Below are 22145 nucleotides of genomic sequence, written 5' to 3' on the forward strand. Positions count from 1 at the left end.
CACGACATGATCAATATCCTCGTAGCTTCCGACGATACCGCGCGGCTCACGCAGATCGCGCGCCTCGTGGCCGACTGCGGACGCTATCGCGCGACACGCGCGACCGGACGGCCGTCGCAGATCGAGCACCGCACCGACGGGCTCGACGCGTTCGACATCCTGCTGATCGACGGCACGTCGACCGATCCGTCGGAGCTGTCGGCGATCGAGCGGATCTGCCGCGCGCACGCGGGCCTGACCTGCATCCTCGTGACGGCAGACACGTCGCCGCACGTGCTGCTGGACGCGATGCGCGCGGGCGCCCGCGACGTGCTGCAGTGGCCGCTCGATCGGCAGGCGCTCGGCAACGCGCTCGAGCGTGCCGCCGCGCAAAGCACGCGAAGCGACACCGACGATACGCGGATCGTGTCGTTCATGTCGTGCAAGGGCGGGGCCGGCACGAGCTTCGTCGCCAGCAACGTTGCGTTCGAGATCGCCGAGGGCTTCAAGCGCCGCGTGCTGCTGATCGACCTGAACCAGCAGTTCGCCGACGCGGCGTTCCTGGTCAGCGACGAAACCCCGCCGTCGACGCTGCCGCAGCTCTGCGCGCAGATCGAGCGGCTCGACAGCGCGTTTCTCGACGCGAGCGTCGCGCACGTGACCGAGAACTTCCACGTGCTCGCGGGCGCCGGCGATCCGGTCAAGGCCGCCGAGATGCGCGAGGACGCGCTCGAATGGATCCTCGGCGTCGCCGCGCCGCGCTACGACTTCGTGATCTTCGACATCGGCGTCGGCATCAATCCGCTGTCGATGGTCGCGCTCGATCGCAGCGACCAGATCCAGCTCGTGCTGCAGCCCGCGATGCCGCACGTGCGCGCCGGCCGCCGGCTGCTGGAAATCCTCGTGTCGCTCGGCTACTCGACCGACCAGATGCGACTGGTCGTGAACCGCGCGACGCGCGCGAGCGACCGGACCCGCACCGCGCTCGAGGAAGTGCTCGGCCTGCAGGCCGCCTGCATGATTCCCGACGACGCCGACACCGTGCTCGAAGCGATCAACCAGGGCCATCCGGTGTCGCGGCTCGCGCGCGGCACCGCGGTCGCGCGTGCATTGCAGGGCTGTGCGAAGCAACTCGTCGACGGCGAAGTGCGCGCCGGACGCAGCGCGACGCGCAGCGAACCGCTGATGTCCCGGCTGTTCGGCCGCAAGGCCACGCCGAAGCTCAAGTCCATGTAAATCTCTCGGGGAACCGTCATGTCATTGCGCGAACAGATGTCCTTGCACCGGGCCCAGCCGCTGGCGGCGGGCAGCGAGCCGGCCGGCCCGGCGCATTCGTCGGTACGCGACGCATACCAGAAGCTGCGCCGCGAAATTCACCAGACCGTGCTCGATCGCGTCGAGCTGGAGCGCCTGTCGCGGCTGCCGCAGGAGCAGGTCCGCCAGGAAATCTCCTCGCTGATCTCGCGCATCCTCGACGACGAGCGGACGCCCGCGAACGACATCGAGCGGCGGCAGCTCGCGATCGACGTGTACGACGAGATGTTCGGCTTCGGCCCGCTCGAAGCGCTGCTGCGCGACCCGAGCATCTCCGACATCCTCGTGAACACGTACCGGCAGGTTTATGTCGAACGCGGCGGCCAGCTCGAACTGACCGACGTGACGTTCTACGACGACGCGCACCTGATGAAGGTGATCGAGAAGATCGTGTCGCGCGTCGGGCGCCGCATCGACGAATCGAGCCCGATGGTCGATGCGCGGCTGCCGGACGGCTCGCGCGTGAACGCGATCATCCCGCCGTCGGCGATCGACGGGCCGCTGATGTCGATCCGGCGTTTCGCGGTCAACCCGCTGAAGATGGACGACCTGGTGCGCTACCACAGCCTGACGCCGCCGATGGCGGAGCTGCTCGATGCGCTGTCGCACGCGAAGGTGAACGTGCTCGTGTCTGGCGGCACCGGCAGCGGCAAGACGACGCTGCTCAACATCCTGTCCGGCTTCATCCCGCGCAACGAGCGGATCGTGACGATCGAGGACGCCGCCGAGCTGCAGCTCCAGCAGCCGCACGTGCTGCGGCTCGAGACGCGCCCGCCGAACATCGAGGGCAAGGGCGAGATCACGCAGCGCACGCTGGTGCGCAACGCGCTGCGGATGCGGCCGGACCGGATCATCCTCGGCGAAGTGCGCGGCGCCGAAGCGCTCGACATGCTCAACGCGATGAACACCGGCCACGAAGGCTCGCTCGCGACGATCCACGCGAACACGCCGCGCGATGCGCTGACGCGGCTCGAGAACATGATCAGCGTGTCCGGCCTGTCGCTGCCGCCGAAGACGATGCGCCAGCAGATCGCGTCGGCGATCTCGGTGGTCGTGCAGGCGGCGCGGCTGACGGACGGCAAGCGCAAGATCGTCAGCATCCAGGAGCTGACCGGGATGGAAGGCGACATCATCAACATGCAGGAGATCTTCACGTTCAAGCGCACCGGCGTGGATCGCGACGGCACGGTACGCGGCCACTTCTGCGCGACCGGCGTGCGGCCGAAGTTCGTCGAGCGGCTGCAGGCGTTCGGCATCAACCTGCCGGATTCGCTGTACGACCCGTCCCAGCGTTACGAGACGGACTGACGACATGGCGCCGTTTGCTGCCGGGGAGGCTTCATGAACACGATCTTTTACGGTTTTGTGATTCTCACCTTCGTCGCGGTCGTGCTCGCGATCGAAGGTGTCTATCAATGGTGGAACGCGCGGCACGGCGCCGCCGCGCGCCGGATCGAATCGCGCATTCGCGCGATGTCGGCCGGCGGCAACGTGCAGGAGGAGCGGCTGTCGATCCTGAAGAAGCGGATGCTCGACGAATCGAAGCCGTTCGACCGGCTGCTGCTACGCGTGCCGCGCGTGCACTCGCTCGATCTCGTGATCCAGCAATCGGGCCTCGACTGGACGCTTCCGAAGCTGATCGTGCTCAGCGTGGTGTTCGCGGCGTTCACATGGCTCGTGCTGAGCCTCGCCACGCTGCCGCAACTGGCAGCGCTGCCGGGCGCGCTGTTTGCCGGGTGCCTGCCGACGATGTACGTGATGCGCTGCCGTGCGCGCCGGATGCTCAAGCTCGAGCGGCAGCTGCCGGACATCTGCGACATGATCGCGCGCGCACTGCGTTCCGGTCATTCGTTCACTGGCACGCTCGGGATGGTCGGCGACGAGTTTCCCGATCCGATGGGCGGCGAGTTCCGGATCACGTTCGACGAAGTCAACTACGGCGTGTCGCTGCACGACGCGCTGATGAACCTCGCGACGCGCGTGCCGGTGCAGGATCTGCGCTACTTCGTGATCGCGGTGCTGATCCAGCGCGAGACGGGCGGCAACCTGGCCGAGCTGCTCGACAGCATCGCGGCGCTGATCCGCGAGCGCTTCAAGCTGTTCGACAAGGTGCGCGTGCTGTCGGCGGAAGGGCGGCTGTCGGCGTGGATTCTCGGGCTGCTGCCGTTCGGCACCGCCGCGGTGATGGCGTTGCTGAACCGCGAGTTCCTGTCCGTGCTCTGGGAGGATCCGGCAGGGATCAAGATGGTCGGCGGGATGCTGGTGTCGATGCTCTTCGGCCTGTTCTGGATCCGCCGGATTGTCCGGATTCGCGTCTGACGTGCGAGTCGAATAACGAACCGTTTGCGAGGCTGTCATGCAAAATCTGAACGTGGTCCAGGCCGTGATGCTGGGCGGCTTGTTCATCTTCGTGGCCGGCGGGGTGCTCGTCGCGATGCTGCTGTTCGCGCCGCGCAGCATCCAGCGCCGGCTCCAGCAGGCCGGCGGGGCCGGTGCGGGCGTGGGTGCCGTCGCGGGCCCGGGCGACGGCGACGATCTGGCGTCGCGCTGGGTCGCGAAGCTGGTCGATCTGTCCACCCCGATCTCGAAGCTGTCGGTGCCGAAGGAGGGCTGGGAGAATTCGCCGCTGCGCGTCCGGCTCATGAATGCCGGATGGCGCAACCAGAGCGCGGCCGCGCTGTATTTCACCGCGAAGACGGTGCTCGCGCTCGCGTTGCCGTGCATGGCGCTGCTGGGGCTGGTCACGACCAAGCTCGGCGACGAGCGCGCGCTGTTGTCGGCCATCCTCGTGGCGCTCGCCGGCATCGGCTACTACATCCCGAACATCGTGCTGTCGCAGCGGGTCAAGGTGCGCCAGCAGACGATCTTCGAGGATTTTCCGGACGCGCTCGACCTGCTGACGGTGTGCGTCGAAGCGGGGCTCGGGCTCGACGCGGCGCTGATGCGGGTGAGCGAGGAGCTGCGGTTTCGCAGCGAGGTGGTCGCAGGCGAACTCGACCTGCTGCTGCTCGAGATGCGCTCCGGCTTCACGAAGGAGACGGCGCTGCGCAATTTCGCGCTGCGCACCGGCGTCGAGGACATCGAGTCGTTCTGCGCGATGCTGATCCAGGCCGATCGCTTCGGCACGAGCATCAGCGAATCGCTGCGCGTGCTGTCGGACATGCTGCGCACGCGGCGGCGGATGCGCGCGGAAGAGCGTGCGGCGAAGATCGCGCTGAAGCTGCTGTTCCCGCTGATCTTCTGCATTTTTCCCGCGCTGATGCTGGTGCTGCTCGGGCCGGCGATGATTCACGTCTATCGCGTGCTGCTGCCGACGTTCGTCAGCATCGCGCCGTGAGCGGCGGACACGCGCGGCTTCGAGCGCAGCGCCAGAGGTTTTGCGTGCCGGCCCCGACACACGCGCCGGCCGGCACGGCAACAGGCTTCATGGAGGCTCCCTCCCCAGGCGGCGCCGCGAGACAGGTCGACCATAGCGGCGTCAATGCAACCTGGACCCATGGTCGGCCATGGAGCAAGCCGTAGTCCACCGCCCTCATCGGCTGCCCCCTACTGCTAACCCTGAAGGCCCCGTTGCCGGCATTGCGCCGGCGCGGTTAAAAGCGACGGAAAACGCTGAACACCCGCAGACGAATTAATCCAATTCAATAATGCGCGGGATTGTTCATTGAGTTGTTGATTGCGATTGCTTTCCGTTCGTTATTTACGCACCCGCGGGAAAACGACGGTTGACGAAACGCCAGATTCATTGAAGGCAATTTGTAATCTCTGTCGCGCGCCCCGTCCCGCCAGCAGGCAGCCAGAACGGCACGGTTCGGCGCTTCACGCGCACCGGCGCCATGCGCGCTATCCGAAAATCTCCTTGAAATCTCCGGTGCCAATTTCTAGCATTATTCAAAATCGAACTCGTATGACGGTATGAACACGAAAAACGTCACGCATACCGGAAAGACCGAACAAAAACACTTGAAAATCAAGAGACTGCCCGACAATACGGAAAACAGGCCAGTTACGCACGATCAAGGCCGGGGGAATCATGAACGAGCAATCAGCGACAAGCACGCAGCCTGACGCTTCATCGAGCCGGCGTCCACGGGCCTCGGACGGCCCCGCGAATCCGCCGCGCATCCTTCCCGGTCCGCTTCCTCCCGATTCCTGACTACCGGCGCGTACCACCGCGCCCGCAAGACCGTTTCCGCACCGACTCCAGCACCGCGAAGCGCACGCGCAGCGGCCCGCGCACGGCCGGCGCGGCGGCGCGCGTCGCGCATCGACGGTGCCCCAGCCATGACAAATCGAACGAGGGACGCAGCATGGCCATCGATGTGCCTGTGACACGCCGGACGTTTCTGAAGCTGGCCGGGAGCGGCGCTGTCGTCGCGATCTCGATCACCCATTTGCCGGCGCTGGCGCTCGACGCCGGCGAGCAGGCCGATACCGGCGCGAGCGGGCCGAGCTGGGCGCCGGTGCCCGGCAAGGCGCGGTGGCGCATCGACGGGATGCCGAAGGTCACGGGCCAGAAAATCTACGCGCGCGATTTCAAGTCGCGCGACTTCGTCGGCTGGCCGCAGCAGGAGAACTGGCTCTATGCGCTGCGGTGCGGCCGCGTCGACGCCGTGTACGAAGGCTACGACCTCGGCGTGCTGCCGGCCGAGCTGCGGCCGATCGCCGTCGTCGACAACGCGCTGCTGAGCGCGCGGCGGATTCCGCTTGCGCCGGTCCCCGACCCGATCGCGAACCAGGACATCTACTGGCTCGCACGGCCCGGCCATCCGGCGGACTGCTACGGGCAACCGGCCGCGCTGCTGATCTTCGAGAACTTCGATGTCTATCGTCGCGCGAGGAAGCTGCTCGATTTCAACGACAGCGTGATCCGCTACGGCGCGGCGGTCGACCGCTCGGCAGCCGCACAGCCCGTGCCGTATACGCCGGTGACCATCTACGTGCGCGACGACGAACGCGGTTTCAACTACGTGAACAACTACCGGACCGACAGCAGCGGCAAGCCGACCGCGCAATACCTGAAGGAACGCGAGGAGGCTGTCGTCAACATCGACGCGACGATTGCGCGCAACGCGGCCTCCGGTGCGTGGATCGGCGTGCGCGCGACCGGCAACGACGGCTTCGAGACGCCGGCGATGGACCCGATGTTCATGGAGCCCGAAGCGGGGCTCGCATGGTACGACGCATCCGCCGCGAAAATGGGCCTCGTCCTCGGCACGCAATCGGCGTACGACGATGCGACCGGCGCCTGCGCGCTGTTCGACGGCAGCGCCATTCCGGTGAAGGAGGCGCATGTGATCGCGTGTTATCCGGGCGGCGGTTTCGGCGGACGCGACAAGTCCTACTTCCCGCTGTATCTGGCGCTCGCCGCGCCGTTCGCGAAGGGCGCGCTGCGCTGGCAGCAGTCGCGCTACGAACAGTTCCAGGTCGGCCTGAAGCGCTGCGAGACCCAATTCTCCGAATCGCTGTGGTTCAACCGCCGCGGCAAGCTCGAAGCGATCACGTGCGACTTCCTGATGAACGGCGGCGGCAAGAAGAACCTGTCGCCGTACGTCGCGCAGCTCGCCGCGTTGAGCGCGATGAGCTGCTACGAGATTCCGCGCGCACGCGCGCAGGCAGCGTCGACCTACACGCGCGAAGTGTTCGGCGGATCGCAGCGCGGCTTCGGCGGGCCGCAGGCGTTCATGGCGATCGAGACGCTGATGGACGAGGCTGCGCGCCGGCTCGGGCTTTCGCCGTTCGCGATCCGCCGCGCCAACTTTCTCGGCAACGCACCCCGTCTCGGCAAGGGGCGTGCGATCACGGGCGCGCCGATCCTGTTCGACCTGCAGCTCGACGCGCTGCTCGACCGGCTCGAGCGGCATCCGTTGTGGCGCGACCACGAGCGCACGCGTGCGGAGCGCGGCGCGCGCAACCTCCGGTACGGCGTCGGCCTCGCGATGGCGAACGAGGCATACGGAACGTCCGGGGACGGGATGTTCGGGATGGTGCAGATCCTGCCCGACAGCAGGCTGCGCGTGGTCACGCCGTATACCGACATGGGCAACGGCGCGGCCACGACGCTCGGTCTCGCACCGGCCGAATTTCTCGGGCAGAACGCGCAAACGATTGCGATGAGCGAGATCGGACCGTTCAACGCGCTCGGGCTCACGCGTTCGAGCAATCCGGCGGCCAACTCGAAGACGGTGCGCTACACGTACGGCTCGTCGAGCGCCTGTCTCGGCGCATTCCATCAGTACCACGCGGTGAAGGGGGCCGCGCAGGCGCTGTTCCTGCAAAGCGTGCTGCCGGCCGCTCGCGCATGGTGGGGCGTGCCGGTGCGGGCCGAGGACGTGCGCTGGGTCGATCGCGCGCTCGTCGCGAACGGCCTCGCGCCGATTCCGTGGCCGGCGCTGCTCGGCACGATCGCGAAGCTGGGCCTGCAGACGGTTGCCGCCGTGCATGCGAGTTATGCCGGGTACTTCTGGAAGGGCACGTATCCGTTCGCGTCCGGCAGTGCGCAAGTCGACTACGACTATGTGGCGGTCGGCCTCGATCCGTATTACCTGACGCCGCTGTCGCGCACGCTGCAGGCGCCGCCGGTCGACACGACCCTCTACGGGCGCACGACCTATGCGCCGTCGGCGGCGCTCGTCGCCGCGTCCGTCGATCCGGCGACCGGGCGCGTGAAGGTCGAACGCGTGGTGACGGCCGTGAGCGTCGGCCGGCAGCTTGCGCCGGCGCTCGTCGAAGGGCAGTCGCAGGGCGCGGTGGCGATGGGGATCGGCAACGTGCTGACCGAGACGTGCCCGCTAGGTCCCGACGGGCCGGGCGGCGGCAGATGGAACCTCGACCGCTACGAGGTGACGCGTCTGCCGGACATTCCCGCGCAGGAACTGATCGCGCTGCCGCCGCCCGGCGGCGATCCCGCGAATGCGCGCGGCATCGCGGAAGCGGTGATGTGCCCGATCGCGCCGGCGCTGCTCAATGCGCTGGCGATGGCGACGGGGCGGCGGTTCCGGGTGACGCCGGTGACGCCGGACAAGATTCGGGAGGCACTGCGATGAGCGATCCGGTCCGCATGCATGTGAACGGCAAACCCGTCGAAGCGGCCGCCGCCGACGGCGACATGAACCTCATCGATTTCCTGCACGAGCGACAGGACCTGACGGGCACGAAGCTGTGCTGCGGCATCGGCGTGTGCCGCGCGTGCACGGTCGGCGTGCGCAACACGCCCGATGCGCCGATGGAAAAGACGCTGTCGTGCTCGACTCCGGTCAGCGCGATGGCCGGCATGCACGTGTACACGATCGAAGGGCTCGCGCAGGGCGGCACGCTGTCGCCGCTGCAGCAGAGCTTTCTCGAATCGTTCGCGTTCCAGTGCGGCTATTGTGCGTCGGGATTCCTGATGGCCGCGACCGCGATGCTCGATCACCTGCGCGTGCAGCCGGTGCACGCCGGCGAACTGGACGCGATGATCGAGACGTGGGTGGGCGGCAACGTATGCCGCTGCACCGGCTACGTCAAATATATCGAGGCGATTCGCAAGGTGGCGATGCACTACACGAAGGGGGCGGCATGACGATCCGAACCTGCGTCGTCGCGCTGGCGATGCTGCTGGCCGCGCCTGCCGCATTCGCGGCGGAAGGCGGCGATGCGTCGCTGCTCGAATACGCGCAGCAGTGCACCGACGAAATCGGCGAGATTCCCGCGTTCGACTGCAACAGCGGCACCGACGTGCCGATCACCGTCAATGGCCGCGTGCCCGCGCGATATGCGGCGCACATGACCTGCGATCGCCCGGCGCTGTTGCCGTATGAAGCGCCGACGTCCGGGCAATGCACGCCTTATTCGAAGATTCTCGATCTTTCGCACGGCGACACGCAGATATCGGCGTTTTGCCGCCGCAAGCAGATCCGCGCGAACCGGAGCCCGTATTACGACGAAGTCGATATCGTGCTGCACCATGCGGGCAACGGCAAGACCTGCTGGTTTCATGCGGAACGGGGCGGCACGGCCGGCATGAACGCGTCGCGCGTGCCGCCGCCGAACGAGAAGACGCCGCCGCCCGGCCATCCGTCGGCGGTGGAATTCTGGTGGAAGCCCGCCGCGACCGCGACGAAGCGCTGCGCGGCGTGCCATGACGCGAGCCCGGTCATGTACAGCCCGTGGATCGGGCAGGTGTGGAACAAGGTGCCGACCGATCCGTGGGGCAAGTACATCAATCTCGGCGCCGATTTCGCATCGTTTACATCGCATGCGATCAGCACGCCGGGTAATACCTGCATCGGCTGTCACCGGATCGGCAACCGGAACAGTTGCGAGATCTACGTGCCGCTCGCCGCCGGGAGGCTGCCGCCGCCGAAAGGCAGCAACGAGCTCGCGAGCAGTTATCCGCTGACGCACTGGATGCCGATCGACAACAACCGCAGCCTCGCCGAATGGAATGCGGCCAACGCGAAGTCGGTGAGCGACTTGCTCGAGTGCTGCTCGGCGCGGGGCAAGAACGATCCGAAGTGCACGTTCACGCCGGCGGCGCAGGCGGCGAAGTAGTTCGTTTTCCTTGACGATGGATTTTCAGGCTGCGGCGGGCGGGGCGAACGAATCGCGCCGTTCGTGCCACCCGGTTTGCATACCCGCCGCTTCGCCGCTTCGTCGCGTTACTGGAAGTGATGCACATAGCGCAGCACCATCCGCGTCCCCTGCGGCCGGTTGCGCGCCTGGAACTCGAAGTACGTATTGAACAGCAGGTGATCGTGCGGCGAGAAGCTGACCATGGCGCCCGGGCCGATCGCCAGCACGGCCTCGCGCGTACCGGGCACGTCCTGCCCGTTTTCCTTCATGTCGGTGGTCTGGCGCAGCCAGTAGCCGTTGAGCCCCAGCCGCAGGCCCGGGCGCACTTCATATTCGGTCGCGAAGTTCGCATGGATCGCCTGGCCGGCCCGGGTCGACGTCACGTCGGGGCCGAGCGACGCGGCCGGCTGATGGTTGGTCGCGTTCCACAGATAGTGCAGGCGCCACGACACGGTCCATTTCGGCGTCAGCCACAGCGTCGCCGCCCAGTACGGGTCGAACGACCAGAAATGGCTGCCCGGGTTGATCGCGCGCGACGGATCGTACGCGCCGGTCGGCGCGATGAACTGGAATTCCACGCGCTGCGCGAAGCGCGGCCCCTGCGCGCCCATCACCGGGTCGAACTGGATGAACGGGCCGATCAGCAGATCGCCGAAACCGGCTCGCGAATTCAGCGCGACGTTGCCGATGCCGTCGTCGGTACGTGCTGACGCGATCCACGGCAGGATCACGTCGAGGCCCGGATGCATGCCGGCGAACGTCAGCGGCGACTGATAGACGAGCTGGCTCAGGCCCGCGAACAGGTCGATGTCCTGCTTCGGCAGGCCGACCTTGTTGCCGGCATTGTCGTTGACGCGGCCGGCCGTGTAGTACTGCAGGTACTGCGTGCCGTACCAGCCGGAGCCGGCCGGCGGCATCCCGTCGAGGAAGCTGGTCATGCCGAGGTTGACCGGCGGCAGGTCGGCCGCGTTGGCCGACGCGTGACCGGCCATGCCGGCGATCGCGAGGCCTGCGGCGACGAGCAGGCGAGAGCCGAGTTTCATGTTCACCACCTCCTGGATATTTATTTGTATAACTAATCAAATAGTGCGTGAAAGATCGGGGTGATCGGCAATCGCACGATACTGGCCGGCATGGAACACCAGCGGTGCCTTGCCGAACGCGTCGAACTGCTCGATCTGGCCGATGAAGAGCAGGTGATCGCCGCCTTCGTAATGGCCGACGTTGCGGCACACGAAGCGCGCGCTCGCACCGTCGAGGCAGGGCACGCCGCCGCTGTCCGAATCCACGTGAAGCACGCCGTCGAACTTGTCGGCACTGGGCGTCGCGAAGCGGCGCGACAGGTCGATCTGGTCGTGCGCGAGGATGTTGATCGCGAAGTGGGTGGCCGCGACGAAATCGGGCCGGCTCGGCGCGACCTTGCGAAGGCTCCACAGCACGAGCGGCGGATCCAGCGACAGCGACGAGAACGAGTTGGCGGTGAGGCCCACCTTGCGTCCGTCGGCCGCGCACGTGGTGATCACGGTGACGCCGGTCGGGAACTGCCCGAACGCGGCACGCAATTGCATCGGGTCGACGGTTGGGCTGCAGGTAACGGTCGTTTCCATGTCGGTTACTCCGAACGGGTACTGTGTTCGCGGATCAGCGCCGCGCACGCCGACGGCTCGAACCACCACGGCGAGAACCGGCGCGGATCGTCGAAGCCGTCGACGATCGCCGCGGCGAGCGACGGCAACTGGCCGGCCGCGCCGAGCAGTTCGAGAATGTGCGGCGGCGGCGGCGTGAGCAGCGAGTTGGTCCAGCGCACGACATGCTGTGCGTAGGCCCAGTAGCCTTCGAACGTCTGCTGCATCCAGTCCTCGCCGAACGGCGCGGCATCGCGCGCGACGATCGCGTCGAAATAGGCGTTCGCGCATTTCGCGGCGTTGTTCGATCCCTGGCCCGTGATCGGATCGTTGACCACCACCGCATCGGCCATCCCGAACACGGTGCGGCCCGACGGCAGCCGGAAGAACGGCTTGCGCACCGTCGGCGTAAAGCGCCCGGACAGCGTGCCGTTCGGATCGGTCAGCTCGACGTCGCGGCAGCGCTCGAATTCCCACGGCACATACTGCTGCAGGAACGACAGGCTTCGATCGAGGTGCTGCTCGGGTGTCTTCACGTCGGCCCAGCAGTCGAGCGGGCCGCCCGGAATGCCTTCGAACACCATGATCTCGCACGGGCCCGTCGTGGTCAGCGCGGGGAACACGAAGTACTCGCCGATGCCGGGCAGCAGGTTGAAGCGCACGCGCGAATACGGCTGGCTCGGCGTCATCCCTTTCACGTAGGTGAGGGCGAGCGCGCGTTGCGGGCGGTCGAACGTGCTGCGTGCGTCGTCGCGGCCGAGCAGGTTGACGATCTCGCCCTTGCCGGCCGCGAGCAGCACGAGATCGTGGCTGCGCGCCAGTTCCTCGAGTTCGGGCACGCCGACGTCGCAGATGCGCACCTCCGCGCCGCGGCGCCGAATGCCGTCGAGCCAGTCGGCCATCTTCACGCGCTGGTCGACGGACTGCGCATAGCGGGTCAGCCGCGACGACCACTCGATCGCCTTGCGGCCGTTGCCGTTCGGGTGCGGCACCGCGATGCCGATGCCCTCGACGGACGGGCACGCTTCCTCCCAGGCATTCAGGCCGAGATCGCGCTCGATCTGCAGCGCCGTATGGAACATGCACTGGCTCGACATGACCTTGCCGGTGCGGATCTGCTCCGCGTCGCGATTGGTCGCGAGCGTGACGTGATAGCCCTGGTCGAGCAGGGCGAAGGCGAGTTGCAGGCCGGACTGGCCGGCGCCGACGATAGCGATGCGTCTCATGAGAATGTCCTCGGGTGGCCGGATGCCGGCCGGAATGATTGCGGGGAGCGGCGGCGGGCAGCGGTCATTCCGCCAGGCGCGGAATGGCCGGCACCGCCTGCTCGGGGCCCATCGCGGAATAACCGCCGTCCACCGCGTAGTCGGCGCCCGTCACGAAGCTCGCCGCGTCGCTGCACAGGAACGTCACGACCTGCGCGACCTCCGACGGATCGCCGACCCGGCCGAGCAGGTGAAACGGCGCGGCGACGCGGTCGGTCTTCGCGCGGTCGCCGTGCGTCATCTCGTCCATCACGCGCGACCACGTCCACCCCGGCGATACCGAGTTGACGCGAATGCGGTCGGGCGCGAGATCCATCGCCATGCTGCGCGTGAGCTGGCGGATCGCCGCCTTGGACGTCGGATACAGCCAGCGGCCGGTTTGCGCGCACTGGGCCGAGATCGAGCTGAAGTTCACGATCGCGCCGCCGCCGCGCCGGACCATGTGCGGATGAACGGCCTTCGCCAGCATCGCCGCCGACACGACGTTCACGTCCATCGCGGCGAGCCAGTCGTTGCGGGTCGCCTGGATGCCGTTGTCGACGTAGCTGCACGCGAGGTTGACGAGCACGTCGATCGCGCCGAACCGCTCGACGATGGCCGACACCGCGCGCTCGATCGCGTGGTCGTCGGTGATGTCGATCGCGACGAACATCGCGCGTTCGCCGAGCGAATCGGCGACGCGCGCGCCGTTCTCGGTATCGAGATCGAGTATTGCGACGCACGCGCCGGCGCGGGTCAGGTCCTGCGCGACCGCGGCGCCGATCAGCGTGGCGCCGCCGGTGACGATCGCGACTTTGCCTGCAAGGGCAGTCATGGGGTATCTCCCGGAATCGATGGGTGGGGGAAGGGCCGCGTCAATGCGCGCCCGTCGGCGGTTCGCTGTCCTGCCAGCGGCGCATCAGGCCGTTCGACGGCACGGTCTCGTCGAGCAGCTTGCGCGCCGTTTCGACGCCCGCGACCGGCAGGCCGGCCGGATCGAGCAGGCCAACCTGCACGAGCACGCTCGCCTGATCCCAATAGATGTGTTCGTGATAGAGCTTGTCGCCGCGAAATTTCACGATCGCGACGAGCGGGATCTCGACGCGCTTGCCGGTCGGCGCGACGCCCGGCAGCATCCAGTCGATCTCGGTGGTGTGCGTGAAGCAGAACAGCAGTTCGTCGACGATCTGGCTCGCGCCGATCGTGCGCGAGATCGGCGTGATCGTGGTGTCGGGCGGGTTCGCATGCACGAAGTGATGCGTGTAGAAACGCTTGAGCTCGTCGTAGCCGACGCCGCCCGTCAGCGTCGGAATATGGTTGACGTACGGCTCGGCGACCATCGTGGCCATCGTCGCGTCGACGTTGCGCGTGTCGAACTCGTGCAGCAGATGCGCTTCCCACAGCGCGGAGAGGTCGTAGTGCGGGCCGAGCGCGGCGCGGAACGCGGCGATCGAGCGCTGATGCGCCATGGCCGCGGCGGCCTTGTCGAAATGATCGCCGCCGATGCGCGCGAACGCGTGATCGACGCCCGGATACACATACACCTCGACGCCGTCGCGCCCGGACAGCGCTTCGGTAATGCGCCGCTGCGCGTCGGGCGGGCAGAAGCGGTCCTGCGCCGCGATCTGCAGCACGAGCCGACCGCGCAGCTGCACGGCCTCGTCCAGCGCATGCTCGATGCCGACGCCGTAATAGCTGACCGCGGCGGCCACGCCCGGCAGCCGGCAGGCGGCGAGATACGCGAGCTTGCCGCCGAGGCAGTAGCCGAGCACGCCGGCTTCGCCCGTGCATTCCGGCCGTTGCGTGAGCACGCGCAGCGCGGCGCCGATGTCCTCGACGCCCTTGTTCTCGTCGTACTCGCGGTAAAGCGCCATCGCGCGCTCGAAATCGGCAGCGGAATCGCCGAGTTCGATCCCCGGAGACTGGCGCCAGAACAGGTCGGGCACGAGCACCGCGTAGCCTTCCTCCGCGTAGTAGTCGGCGGTTGCCCGCATGGTCGCGTTCGCGCCGAAGATCTCGTGACACAGCACGATGCCCGGCCCGCTGCCGCCGGCCGGCGTACTCAGGTAGCCGCGAAACGTTCCGCCGTCCGGCGACGGAATCTCGATGTGACGTCCTTTCATGTGTCCCTCCATGCTGTTTGTTTCCGTGACGGGCCCAGTATTGGCGGCCGAAACGCGCGCTTCTATCCGCTTTCTTCGGCCGGTATCCGCGAACTCCGGAAACCTGACGATCCGGCCGCCGCGCCCGGGCGGGCGCGCGGCTGAACCGCGGGTGTGTGCGGGTATGTGCGGATACGGAAGCCCCGCACAGTTTTCTACGATGCGCGAACGGTCCGGTTCTTGCGTTGGTTGCGCGGGACTTGCGGGTTCGGATGGCCGGACTGTCCGGATACTCCGGGCGCTATCCGGATCGTGCAGCGGGATTCCCCAATACCGGGAACGCATGCACGGCGCGAGTGCGATCGAGCATGACGGGAGAACTTCGATGGCGCAAATTTCAGAAACCGGCTGGCTTGCCGACGCCGCCTGTTTCAATCACGACAACCTGATGCTGCAGTCGGACGATGTCGACGAGGTGCGCGCACGCGTCGCCGATGTGTTCAAGCCGCACCGGCTCACGCCGATCGGCGAATCGCGCGCGTTGCACAGCTGCATGCACCATGCGCGCTGGGGCAACCTGTCGCTGAACCTGCTCGATTACGGCGGCGGCGTCAGCATCGAGCCGGGGCCGCTCGAGCATTTCTTCCTGTTGCAGATTCCGCTGCGCGGCGACGCGGAGATCGAGTGCGGCTCGACGCGCTTCGTGTCGTCGCCGGGCACCGCGTCGCTGATCTCGCCGACGCTGCCGCTCAAGATGCGGTGGGGCGACGCGTGCCCGCAAGTCATCCTGCGCATCGAGCGCGAGGTGATGGAGCGCCACGCGCAGCGGCATTTCGGCGACGATCGGCGCGCACCGGTCGAATTCGAACCGGAATTCGGCCTGTCGTCACCGCAGGGGACGTGTCTGGCCCAGATGCTGCCGATCCTCGCCGGCGCGATCGCGACGGATGCGCATCCGCTGCGTCATCCGCTCGCGTTCGAGCAGCTCGAATCGACGTTGCTCAACCTGCTGCTGCACGGCCAGCCGAACAGCGCGCGCGACGGCACGCGGCACCTGCCGATGGCGCTCGCGCCGTTCTATGTGCGGCGCGTCGAGGAATACATCCGTGCGCATCTCGACGAGCCGCTGACGATCGAACGGCTCGCCGAACTCGCCGGCGTCAGCCCGAGCACGCTGTTCGCCGGCTTCCGCAATCGCCACGGGATCACGCCGATGGGCTTCGTGCGGCAGTTGCGGCTGCAGCATGTGCGCGAGGAACTGCTGGCCGACGATACGCCGGGGCTCGCGTCGGTCACCGACGTCGCGCTGAAATGGGGATTCGCGCACCTCGGGCGCTTCGCGATCGAATACAAGCGGGCGTTCGGGGAGTCGCCGTCGGCGACGCTCAGGTTGCGGCGGGTGCGGGGGTGATGGAGGAAACGACGGGCTCGCATGCGGCGCGCCCGTCCGTCGATCATCGGGCCGGTGCCGTACCGGTCGACTCGCGCACGACGAGCTCCGGCGTACCGATCGTATGCACGGCCGCAGTCGGCTCGATGCCGTCGATCATGTCGAGCGTCAGCGCGATCGCGCGCGCGGCAATCAATGATGTCGGGAATCGGACCGTCGTCAGCGCGGGGCGGAACTGGTGGGCGAGCTGGATATCGGTCATGCCGACGATCGAAAGGTCGGCCGGCACGCGCCGGCCAAGATCGGCCGCCGCCTGCATCGCGCCGATCGCCATCAGGTCGTTGGTCGCGAACAGCGCGGTGACGCCGGGCTTCGCGCGCAGCAGCGCGGCGGCCGCCTCGTAGCCACCCTCGATCGAATCGTGCGCGGACACGGTCGTCACCGCGTCCGGCGCATGGCCGCGAGCCGCGAGTTCGTCGGTGAAGCCGCGCAGCCGCATCGACTGCGGGCCGCCCGAACCCTTGCCGACGAGTGCGCCGAATGCGCGATGCCGCAGCCCGGACAGGTGCGCGGCAGCCAACGCGCCCGCCGCCGCGAAATCGACGGTCACGCAGGGCAGCGTGCGCGACGCGTGCACATGCTCCCACATGCACAGCACGATCGCCGCGCCATGGCGCGCGATGTCGGCAAGTTCGGCCTCGGCGAGGTCGGTGTTCATCACGATCGCGCCGGCCGCAAGCGTGCCGGCGATCCGCTCGAGGTAGTTGCGCGTGATCGCCGGGTCGTCGTCGGTGTTGGACACCAGCAGATAATGGCCGCGCTTGCGCGCCTCGCGCTCGGCGGCGAGCACGAACTCCGGATAGAACGGGTTGGTGATGTTCGACAGCATCAGCGCGAGCGTCGACGTGCGGCCTTCGGCGAGCGCACGCGCGGTGAGATTCGGTCGATAGCCGAGTTCGCGAATCGCCGCCATCACGCGTTCGACGGTCGCCGGCTTCACTTTCTGAGGATTCCGTAACACGTTCGAGACCGTCGCCGCGGTCACGTTCGCGCGTCGCGCGACTTCCGCGAGCGTCACCATGCGCGGCCCCCGGCCGGTCGGGAAGCGTCGTGCGGGAACGGGGAAGCGTGGGTGTGTTTGCTCATATTCTGGGAGTGCGTCCCACAAGTTGCGCAGGGACAGGCGATACGCTAATTTCTCGACACATCACATGAAGGAGACAACATGGTACGGCGAACCGGGCCAATCGCGCCATCAAAATTTAAGCGTTTAAATTTTCCGATTCGACGCGCGTGATTCGGCAGAGGAGGGCGCGATGACCGCCATTTCATTGAAGGACGTCTCGAAGCGCTACGGCGACCATGCGCCGGTGCTGCGCAACGTGAACCTCGAGATTGAGTCGCATGAGTTCTGCGTGTTTCTCGGCCCGTCGGGCTGCGGCAAATCCACGCTGCTGCGGATGATCGCGGGGCTCGAGGACGTGAGCGAAGGCGAGCTGCGGATCGGCGGCGCGCGCATGAACGACACGCCGCCCGCCGAGCGCGGCGTCGCGATGGTGTTCCAGAGCTATGCGCTGTTTCCGCACATGACCGTGTTCGACAACATCGGCTTCGGGTTGCGCATCGCCGGCGTGCCGAAGGACGAGATCCGCCGCCGCGTGACCGAGGCCGCGCGCGTGCTGCAGCTCGACGCGCTGCTGGAGCGCAAGCCGAAGGCGCTGTCGGGCGGCCAGCGGCAGCGCGTCGCGATCGGCCGCGCGATCGTGCGCGAGCCGCGCGTGTTCCTGTTCGACGAGCCGCTGTCGAATCTCGACGCGACGCTGCGCGGGCAGACGCGTGTCGAGATCGCGCGCCTGCATGCACGCTTCTCGCAGTCGAGCTCCGTCTATGTGACGCACGATCAGATCGAGGCGATGACGCTGGCCGACCGGATCGTGCTGCTGCACGCGGGCGACGACGTCGCGCGCTTCGGCAGCATCGCGCAGGCCGGTGCGCCGCTCGAGCTGTATCACCGGCCGGCCAACCGCTTCGTTGCAGGCTTCATCGGCTCGCCGCGAATGAACTTCCTGCCGGCGGCCGTCGTATCGAGCGATGCACACGGATGCCGCCTGCGCGTCGACGGCACGGACGAGGTGCTGACGCTGCACGACCGTCCATTACCGTCCGGCATCGGCCCCGGCGCGCGCATCACGCTCGGTATCCGTCCCGAGCATCTGTCCGTCGGCCCGGCCGGCGACGCCGGGCTGCCCGCGATCGTGCGCGATGTCGCGCTGGTCGAGCAACTGGGCGAGGCCGCCTACGTGCATCTCGATCACCCTGGCGGCGTGCCGCTGCTCGCGAAGCTGCCGGGGCAGGCCGCGCTGCGGCGCGGCGAGCGCCATGCGTTCAGCGTGCCGCCGTCGTGCTGCCACCTGTTCGACGAGGCCGGCATCGCGGTGCCCGCCGTTCGTGCCGAGGCGGAATTCGCGTAGCGGCGCGGCGCCGATCCGCCGCGCGCGACGCGGCATCCATCACACCAATACCAGGAGACAACGATGAGACTTCGTGCGAGCCAACTGCTGCTTGCCCTGACGACCGCCGCCGCACTGGCGGCAGGGGCCGCCGACGCGGGTACGCTCAAGGTGAACGTAGCCTCGCGTGGCAACCAGCGCGCGACGTGGCAAGCGGTGTTCGACCAGTTCCGCAAGGCGAATCCGGACATCGACCTGAAGGTCAGCTACGTCGCCGAGGAGGCGTACAAGGTGCAGATGTCCGGCTGGCTCGCGACCGATCCGCCCGACGTGCTGAGCTGGAACAACGGCGAGCGGCTCGCTTATTTCGCGAAGCGCGGGCTGATCGAGGATCTGAGTCAGGACTGGCAGAAGAACGGCTGGAACGATACGTATGCGGCCGTGAAGCAGTCGTCGACTTACGGCGGCAAGCTCTACAGTTTGCCGCTCGGTTACGACGCCTATGGCCTGTTCTACCGCAAGGACCTGTTCGAGAAGGCCGGCATTCACGGCGAACCGGCCGACTGGCCGCAGTTTCTCGACGCATGCCGCAAGCTGAAGGCGGCGGGCATTGCGCCGATCGCGGTGGCCGCGCGCGATGCGTGGACGCTTGCCGCATGGTTCGACTACCTCGACCTGCGGATCAACGGCTACGCGTTCCACCAGAAGCTGATGGCGGGCGATGTCGCTTATACCGATCCGCGCGTGCGCGCCGTGTACGCGGCATGGAAGAAGCTGATCGACGACAAGTATTTCATCGACAACGCGCTGTCTTACGACGTCGATGCGCTGAGCCCGCTGATCGTCAACGGCCAGGCCGCGATGACGCTGATGGGCACCTGGTATTCGGCGGGCCTGCTGAGCGCGGCGCGCAACCCGATCGGCTTCTTCCGCTTCCCGGCGATCGACGCGTCGGTGCCGCTTGCGGAGGACGGTCCGGTCAACGTGATGGTCGTCCCGGCGAAGGCGCACAACAAGGCGGATGCACGCCGCCTGCTTGCGTTCATGGGGCAGCCTGCGATCAACGGCGAGTTCGCGAAGGGCATGGGCCAGTTGCCGTCGAACAACAAGGCGCCCGAGCCGCAGGACCCGATCTCGAAGATCGGCTTCCGCACGCTGGCCGCGACGCAGGGCGGCATCGCGCAGTTCTACGACCGCGACATGACGAAGGAAATGGCGGACGAGGGGATGAAAGCTATGCAGCAGTTCCTGTCCGACCCGGCGCAACTCGACGCGATCCTGCAGCGCCTCGAGCAGACCCGCAAGCGCATCTACCGGAAGTAGCGTGCGGACCGGATCGGCCGCGGCCGGTCCGGCGCTCCGTTGTCGTCGTCATGTTCGTTTCGTCGAAGGTCACCTCATGTCAACCAGCCTGTCCGAAGGCGCCGTGCGTCGCGACGCCGGCCCGCAGCGGCATGCGCGCGCGTCGCTCGCGCGCCGGCGCAACCGTGCCGCACTGCTGTTCGTGCTGCCGGGTTTCGCGCTCTTCACCGTGTTCGTGCTGTATCCGATCGTCAGCAGCATCTGGCTGAGCTTCCATCACTGGGACGGGATGACGCCGATGACGTATGCAGGGCTCGACAATTATCGCGAGCTGCTGCAGTCCGACACGTTCTACGTCGCACTGAAGAACAACGTGCTGTGGCTCGCGCTGTTCCTCGCCGCACCGCCGCTCGGTCTCGCGCTCGCGCTGTACCTGAACCAGAACGTGTTCGGGATCCGGCTCGTGAAGTCGCTGTTCTTCGCGCCGTTCGTGCTGCCGGGCGTCGTCGTCGGCCTGGTGTTCTCGTGGTTCTACGATCCGACTTTCGGGCTGCTGAAGCTGCTCGTCGGGCACGGCATCCCGGTGCTCGGCGATCCGCACTATGCGACCTACGGTGTGATCGTCGCGGCGCTGTGGCCGCAGATCCCGTTCTGCATGATCCTCTACCTGACCGGGCTTACCGGCATCAACGGCGAGATCGTCGAGGCCGCACGGATGGAAGGCGCGCGCGGCTTCACGCTGCTGTGGCACGTGATCCTGCCGCAGCTGCGCCCGGCCACCTTCATGGCGGTGGTGCTGACCGTGATCGGCGCGTTGCGCAGCTTCGACCTGATCTCCGTGATGACGGGCGGCGGCCCGTTCGACAGCTCGACCGTGCTCGCGTACTTCATGGTCGACCAGGCGATCAAGTACTACCGCGAAGGCTATTCGGCCGCGATCGCGGTGGTGCTGTTCGCGATCATGCTCGTCTATCTCGTGTGGCAGCTGTGCAAGCTGGTGCGCGTCGAATCTTAGGGTCTGTTTACATATGGAACGCACATGCGAATGCCCGAAATCGCGCGTAGGGCAAGAAGTGAGGAGCGCCGTTTGGCCGAGCCAAACAAGCGACGAGCGACGCCGCCATACGGGCGATTTCGGGCATTCCCGTGACATGAATTTTCTAATTTGGGGTTGCCACGAGAACGGCCGCTCGCCGCGTTGCGCTCCTTGCGAATACGTCAGTATTCGCGGCGTCGCGCGCCTCGCGAGCGGCCGTTCTCGTGGCAACGCATGCGCGTTCCATATGTAAACAGACCCTAAGGATTGCGATTCATGTACCCGATGCCCGTATCACGCTGGGGACGCTCGTCCCGCTGGCTGTACCGCCTGTCGCTGCCGTGCGCGCTCGTGCTGTGGCTCGTGCCGCTGCTCGCGGTGCTCGTCACGTCGGTTCGTTCGACCGACGAGGTCATGGCCGGCCATTACTGGGGCTGGCCGAAGCAGTTCGCATTCGTCGACAACTACGGCACCGCGCTCACGCAGACGCCGATGCTCCACTACTTCGCGAACAGCATGCTGATCACGCTGCCGTCGGTCGCCGCGTCGATCCTGCTTGCGTCGCTTGCGGGCCATGCGCTCGCAAACTTCCGGTTCCGCGGCAACGTCGTGCTGCTCGGGTTGTTCGTCGCCGGCAATTTCGTGCCGATCCAGATCCTGATGATTCCGGTGCGCCAGATCATGCTCGGCATCGGGCTCTACAACACCGTATGGGCGCTCGTGCTGTTCCATACCGCGTTTCAGACGGGCTTCTGCACGCTGTTCCTGCGCAACTTCATCCGCGAGCTGCCGTTCGAGCTGATCGAAGCCGCGCGCGTCGAAGGCGCGTCCGAATGGGCGATCTACTGGCGCGTCGTGCTGCCGCTCGTGCGGCCGGCGCTCGCGGCGCTTGCGATCCTCGTGTTCACGTTCGTGTGGAACGACTACTTCTGGGCGCTGTGCCTCACGCAAGGCGACGACGCGGCACCGATCACCGTCGGCGTCGCCGCGCTCAAGGGGCAGTGGACCACCGCATGGAACCTCGTGTCGGCCGGTTCGGTGCTCGCTGCGCTGCCGTCGGTGCTGATGTTCTTCGCGATGCAGAAGCACTTCGTCGCGGGGCTCACGTTCGGCGCGACCAAGGGCTGATCCGTCCAATCCTCTTTCTTCT

General features: G+C 67.0%; 18 protein-coding genes. 12 read left to right on the forward strand and 6 right to left on the reverse strand.

The window, feature by feature from the left end:
• Positions 1 to 6: 6 nt before the first annotated feature.
• The 7 genes from MRS60_RS31970 (at position 7) to MRS60_RS32000 (ending at position 9825) form a co-directional block, all read left to right on the forward strand.
• Entirely contained in the window at positions 7 to 1215 is a 1209-nt protein-coding gene (locus tag MRS60_RS31970) for an AAA family ATPase (protein WP_175749150.1), read from the forward strand.
• A gap of 18 nt (positions 1216 to 1233) precedes the next feature.
• Positions 1234 to 2601, forward strand: coding sequence for a CpaF family protein (locus MRS60_RS31975; protein ID WP_034182322.1), 1368 nt, complete (start codon positions 1234 to 1236; stop codon positions 2599 to 2601).
• Positions 2602 to 2634: 33 nt separating this feature from the next.
• Entirely contained in the window at positions 2635 to 3612 is a 978-nt protein-coding gene (locus MRS60_RS31980; protein ID WP_243567356.1) for a type II secretion system F family protein, read from the forward strand.
• A 37-nt stretch (positions 3613 to 3649) separates the two neighbouring features.
• The gene (locus tag MRS60_RS31985; protein ID WP_243567357.1) at positions 3650 to 4630 is read left to right on the forward strand and encodes a type II secretion system F family protein; all 981 of its coding nucleotides are present in this window, start codon (positions 3650 to 3652) and stop codon (positions 4628 to 4630) included.
• A gap of 973 nt (positions 4631 to 5603) precedes the next feature.
• On the forward strand, positions 5604 to 8339 hold the full coding sequence (locus MRS60_RS31990; protein WP_243567359.1) for a xanthine dehydrogenase family protein molybdopterin-binding subunit: 2736 nt from the start codon (positions 5604 to 5606) through the stop codon (positions 8337 to 8339).
• Positions 8336 to 8854: a (2Fe-2S)-binding protein gene (locus MRS60_RS31995; protein ID WP_243567360.1), complete on the forward strand. Its 519-nt coding sequence runs from the start codon at positions 8336 to 8338 to the stop codon at positions 8852 to 8854. The genes MRS60_RS31990 and MRS60_RS31995 overlap by 4 nt, the downstream gene beginning before the upstream one ends.
• Positions 8851 to 9825: a hypothetical protein gene (locus MRS60_RS32000; RefSeq protein ID WP_131946490.1), complete on the forward strand. Its 975-nt coding sequence runs from the start codon at positions 8851 to 8853 to the stop codon at positions 9823 to 9825. The genes MRS60_RS31995 and MRS60_RS32000 overlap by 4 nt, the downstream gene beginning before the upstream one ends.
• A 107-nt stretch (positions 9826 to 9932) precedes the next feature.
• On the opposite strand, the gene MRS60_RS32005 is transcribed toward MRS60_RS32000, so the two are convergent.
• From MRS60_RS32005 to MRS60_RS32025, 5 genes are all read right to left on the reverse strand, one after another.
• Positions 9933 to 10889: a SphA family protein gene (locus MRS60_RS32005; protein WP_105390934.1), complete on the reverse strand. Its 957-nt coding sequence runs from the start codon at positions 10887 to 10889 to the stop codon at positions 9933 to 9935.
• Between the two features lie 36 nt (positions 10890 to 10925).
• Positions 10926 to 11453, reverse strand: a complete 528-nt coding sequence (locus MRS60_RS32010; RefSeq protein WP_034182316.1) for a flavin reductase family protein — start codon at positions 11451 to 11453, stop codon at positions 10926 to 10928.
• A gap of 5 nt (positions 11454 to 11458) precedes the next feature.
• Positions 11459 to 12697 (reverse strand): styrene monooxygenase/indole monooxygenase family protein, encoded by a 1239-nt coding sequence (locus tag MRS60_RS32015; RefSeq protein WP_034182315.1) that lies wholly within the window; start codon positions 12695 to 12697, stop codon positions 11459 to 11461.
• A 64-nt stretch (positions 12698 to 12761) separates the two neighbouring features.
• Positions 12762 to 13550, reverse strand: a complete 789-nt coding sequence (locus tag MRS60_RS32020) for an SDR family oxidoreductase (protein WP_217591126.1) — start codon at positions 13548 to 13550, stop codon at positions 12762 to 12764.
• Between the two features lie 40 nt (positions 13551 to 13590).
• On the reverse strand, positions 13591 to 14838 hold the full coding sequence (locus tag MRS60_RS32025; RefSeq protein WP_217591125.1) for a dienelactone hydrolase family protein: 1248 nt from the start codon (positions 14836 to 14838) through the stop codon (positions 13591 to 13593).
• A gap of 364 nt (positions 14839 to 15202) precedes the next feature.
• Here MRS60_RS32025 and MRS60_RS32030 point away from each other — a divergent pair, with 364 nt between their 5' ends.
• Positions 15203 to 16228, forward strand: coding sequence for an AraC family transcriptional regulator (locus MRS60_RS32030; protein ID WP_217591124.1), 1026 nt, complete (start codon positions 15203 to 15205; stop codon positions 16226 to 16228).
• Between the two features lie 43 nt (positions 16229 to 16271).
• Here MRS60_RS32030 and MRS60_RS32035 read toward each other — a convergent pair whose 3' ends face one another.
• Positions 16272 to 17288, reverse strand: coding sequence for a LacI family DNA-binding transcriptional regulator (locus MRS60_RS32035; RefSeq protein ID WP_105390930.1), 1017 nt, complete (start codon positions 17286 to 17288; stop codon positions 16272 to 16274).
• 235 nt (positions 17289 to 17523) lie between these two features.
• On the opposite strand from MRS60_RS32035, the gene MRS60_RS32040 reads away from it, so the two are divergent.
• The 4 genes from MRS60_RS32040 to MRS60_RS32055 all read left to right on the forward strand — a co-directional run bounded on the left by MRS60_RS32040 (position 17524) and on the right by MRS60_RS32055 (position 22123).
• Positions 17524 to 18678: an ABC transporter ATP-binding protein gene (locus MRS60_RS32040; protein ID WP_131946497.1), complete on the forward strand. Its 1155-nt coding sequence runs from the start codon at positions 17524 to 17526 to the stop codon at positions 18676 to 18678.
• 63 nt (positions 18679 to 18741) lie between these two features.
• A complete protein-coding gene (locus MRS60_RS32045; protein WP_034182309.1) occupies positions 18742 to 19980 on the forward strand; it encodes an ABC transporter substrate-binding protein in 1239 nt (412 codons plus the stop codon).
• 76 nt (positions 19981 to 20056) lie between these two features.
• The gene (locus MRS60_RS32050) at positions 20057 to 20974 is read left to right on the forward strand and encodes a carbohydrate ABC transporter permease (RefSeq protein WP_243567361.1); all 918 of its coding nucleotides are present in this window, start codon (positions 20057 to 20059) and stop codon (positions 20972 to 20974) included.
• 297 nt (positions 20975 to 21271) lie between these two features.
• Complete coding sequence (locus MRS60_RS32055) at positions 21272 to 22123, forward strand: carbohydrate ABC transporter permease (protein ID WP_034182307.1); 852 nt, start codon at positions 21272 to 21274, stop codon at positions 22121 to 22123.
• Positions 22124 to 22145 lie beyond the last annotated feature (22 nt).

Origin of the sequence: Burkholderia pyrrocinia, from assembly GCF_022809715.1 — a bacterium.
Taxonomy (GTDB): Bacteria; Pseudomonadota; Gammaproteobacteria; order Burkholderiales; family Burkholderiaceae; genus Burkholderia; species Burkholderia pyrrocinia_C.

Excerpts from the sequence above, each read along its gene's own strand:
- MRS60_RS31970 (WP_175749150.1), top strand. The coding sequence starts at position 7 with ATGATCAATATCCTCGTAGCTTCCGACGATACCGCGCGGCTCACGCAG.
- MRS60_RS31975 (WP_034182322.1), top strand. The coding sequence starts at position 1,234 with ATGTCATTGCGCGAACAGATGTCCTTGCACCGGGCCCAGCCGCTGGCG.
- MRS60_RS31980 (WP_243567356.1), top strand. The coding sequence starts at position 2,635 with ATGAACACGATCTTTTACGGTTTTGTGATTCTCACCTTCGTCGCGGTC.
- MRS60_RS31985 (WP_243567357.1), top strand. The coding sequence starts at position 3,650 with ATGCAAAATCTGAACGTGGTCCAGGCCGTGATGCTGGGCGGCTTGTTC.
- MRS60_RS31990 (WP_243567359.1), top strand. The coding sequence starts at position 5,604 with ATGGCCATCGATGTGCCTGTGACACGCCGGACGTTTCTGAAGCTGGCC.
- MRS60_RS31995 (WP_243567360.1), top strand. The coding sequence starts at position 8,336 with ATGAGCGATCCGGTCCGCATGCATGTGAACGGCAAACCCGTCGAAGCG.
- MRS60_RS32000 (WP_131946490.1), top strand. The coding sequence starts at position 8,851 with ATGACGATCCGAACCTGCGTCGTCGCGCTGGCGATGCTGCTGGCCGCG.
- MRS60_RS32005 (WP_105390934.1), bottom strand. The coding sequence starts at position 10,889 with ATGAAACTCGGCTCTCGCCTGCTCGTCGCCGCAGGCCTCGCGATCGCC.
- MRS60_RS32010 (WP_034182316.1), bottom strand. The coding sequence starts at position 11,453 with ATGGAAACGACCGTTACCTGCAGCCCAACCGTCGACCCGATGCAATTG.
- MRS60_RS32015 (WP_034182315.1), bottom strand. The coding sequence starts at position 12,697 with ATGAGACGCATCGCTATCGTCGGCGCCGGCCAGTCCGGCCTGCAACTC.
- MRS60_RS32020 (WP_217591126.1), bottom strand. The coding sequence starts at position 13,550 with ATGACTGCCCTTGCAGGCAAAGTCGCGATCGTCACCGGCGGCGCCACG.
- MRS60_RS32025 (WP_217591125.1), bottom strand. The coding sequence starts at position 14,838 with ATGAAAGGACGTCACATCGAGATTCCGTCGCCGGACGGCGGAACGTTT.
- MRS60_RS32030 (WP_217591124.1), top strand. The coding sequence starts at position 15,203 with ATGGCGCAAATTTCAGAAACCGGCTGGCTTGCCGACGCCGCCTGTTTC.
- MRS60_RS32035 (WP_105390930.1), bottom strand. The coding sequence starts at position 17,288 with ATGGTGACGCTCGCGGAAGTCGCGCGACGCGCGAACGTGACCGCGGCG.
- MRS60_RS32040 (WP_131946497.1), top strand. The coding sequence starts at position 17,524 with ATGACCGCCATTTCATTGAAGGACGTCTCGAAGCGCTACGGCGACCAT.
- MRS60_RS32045 (WP_034182309.1), top strand. The coding sequence starts at position 18,742 with ATGAGACTTCGTGCGAGCCAACTGCTGCTTGCCCTGACGACCGCCGCC.
- MRS60_RS32050 (WP_243567361.1), top strand. The coding sequence starts at position 20,057 with ATGTCAACCAGCCTGTCCGAAGGCGCCGTGCGTCGCGACGCCGGCCCG.
- MRS60_RS32055 (WP_034182307.1), top strand. The coding sequence starts at position 21,272 with ATGTACCCGATGCCCGTATCACGCTGGGGACGCTCGTCCCGCTGGCTG.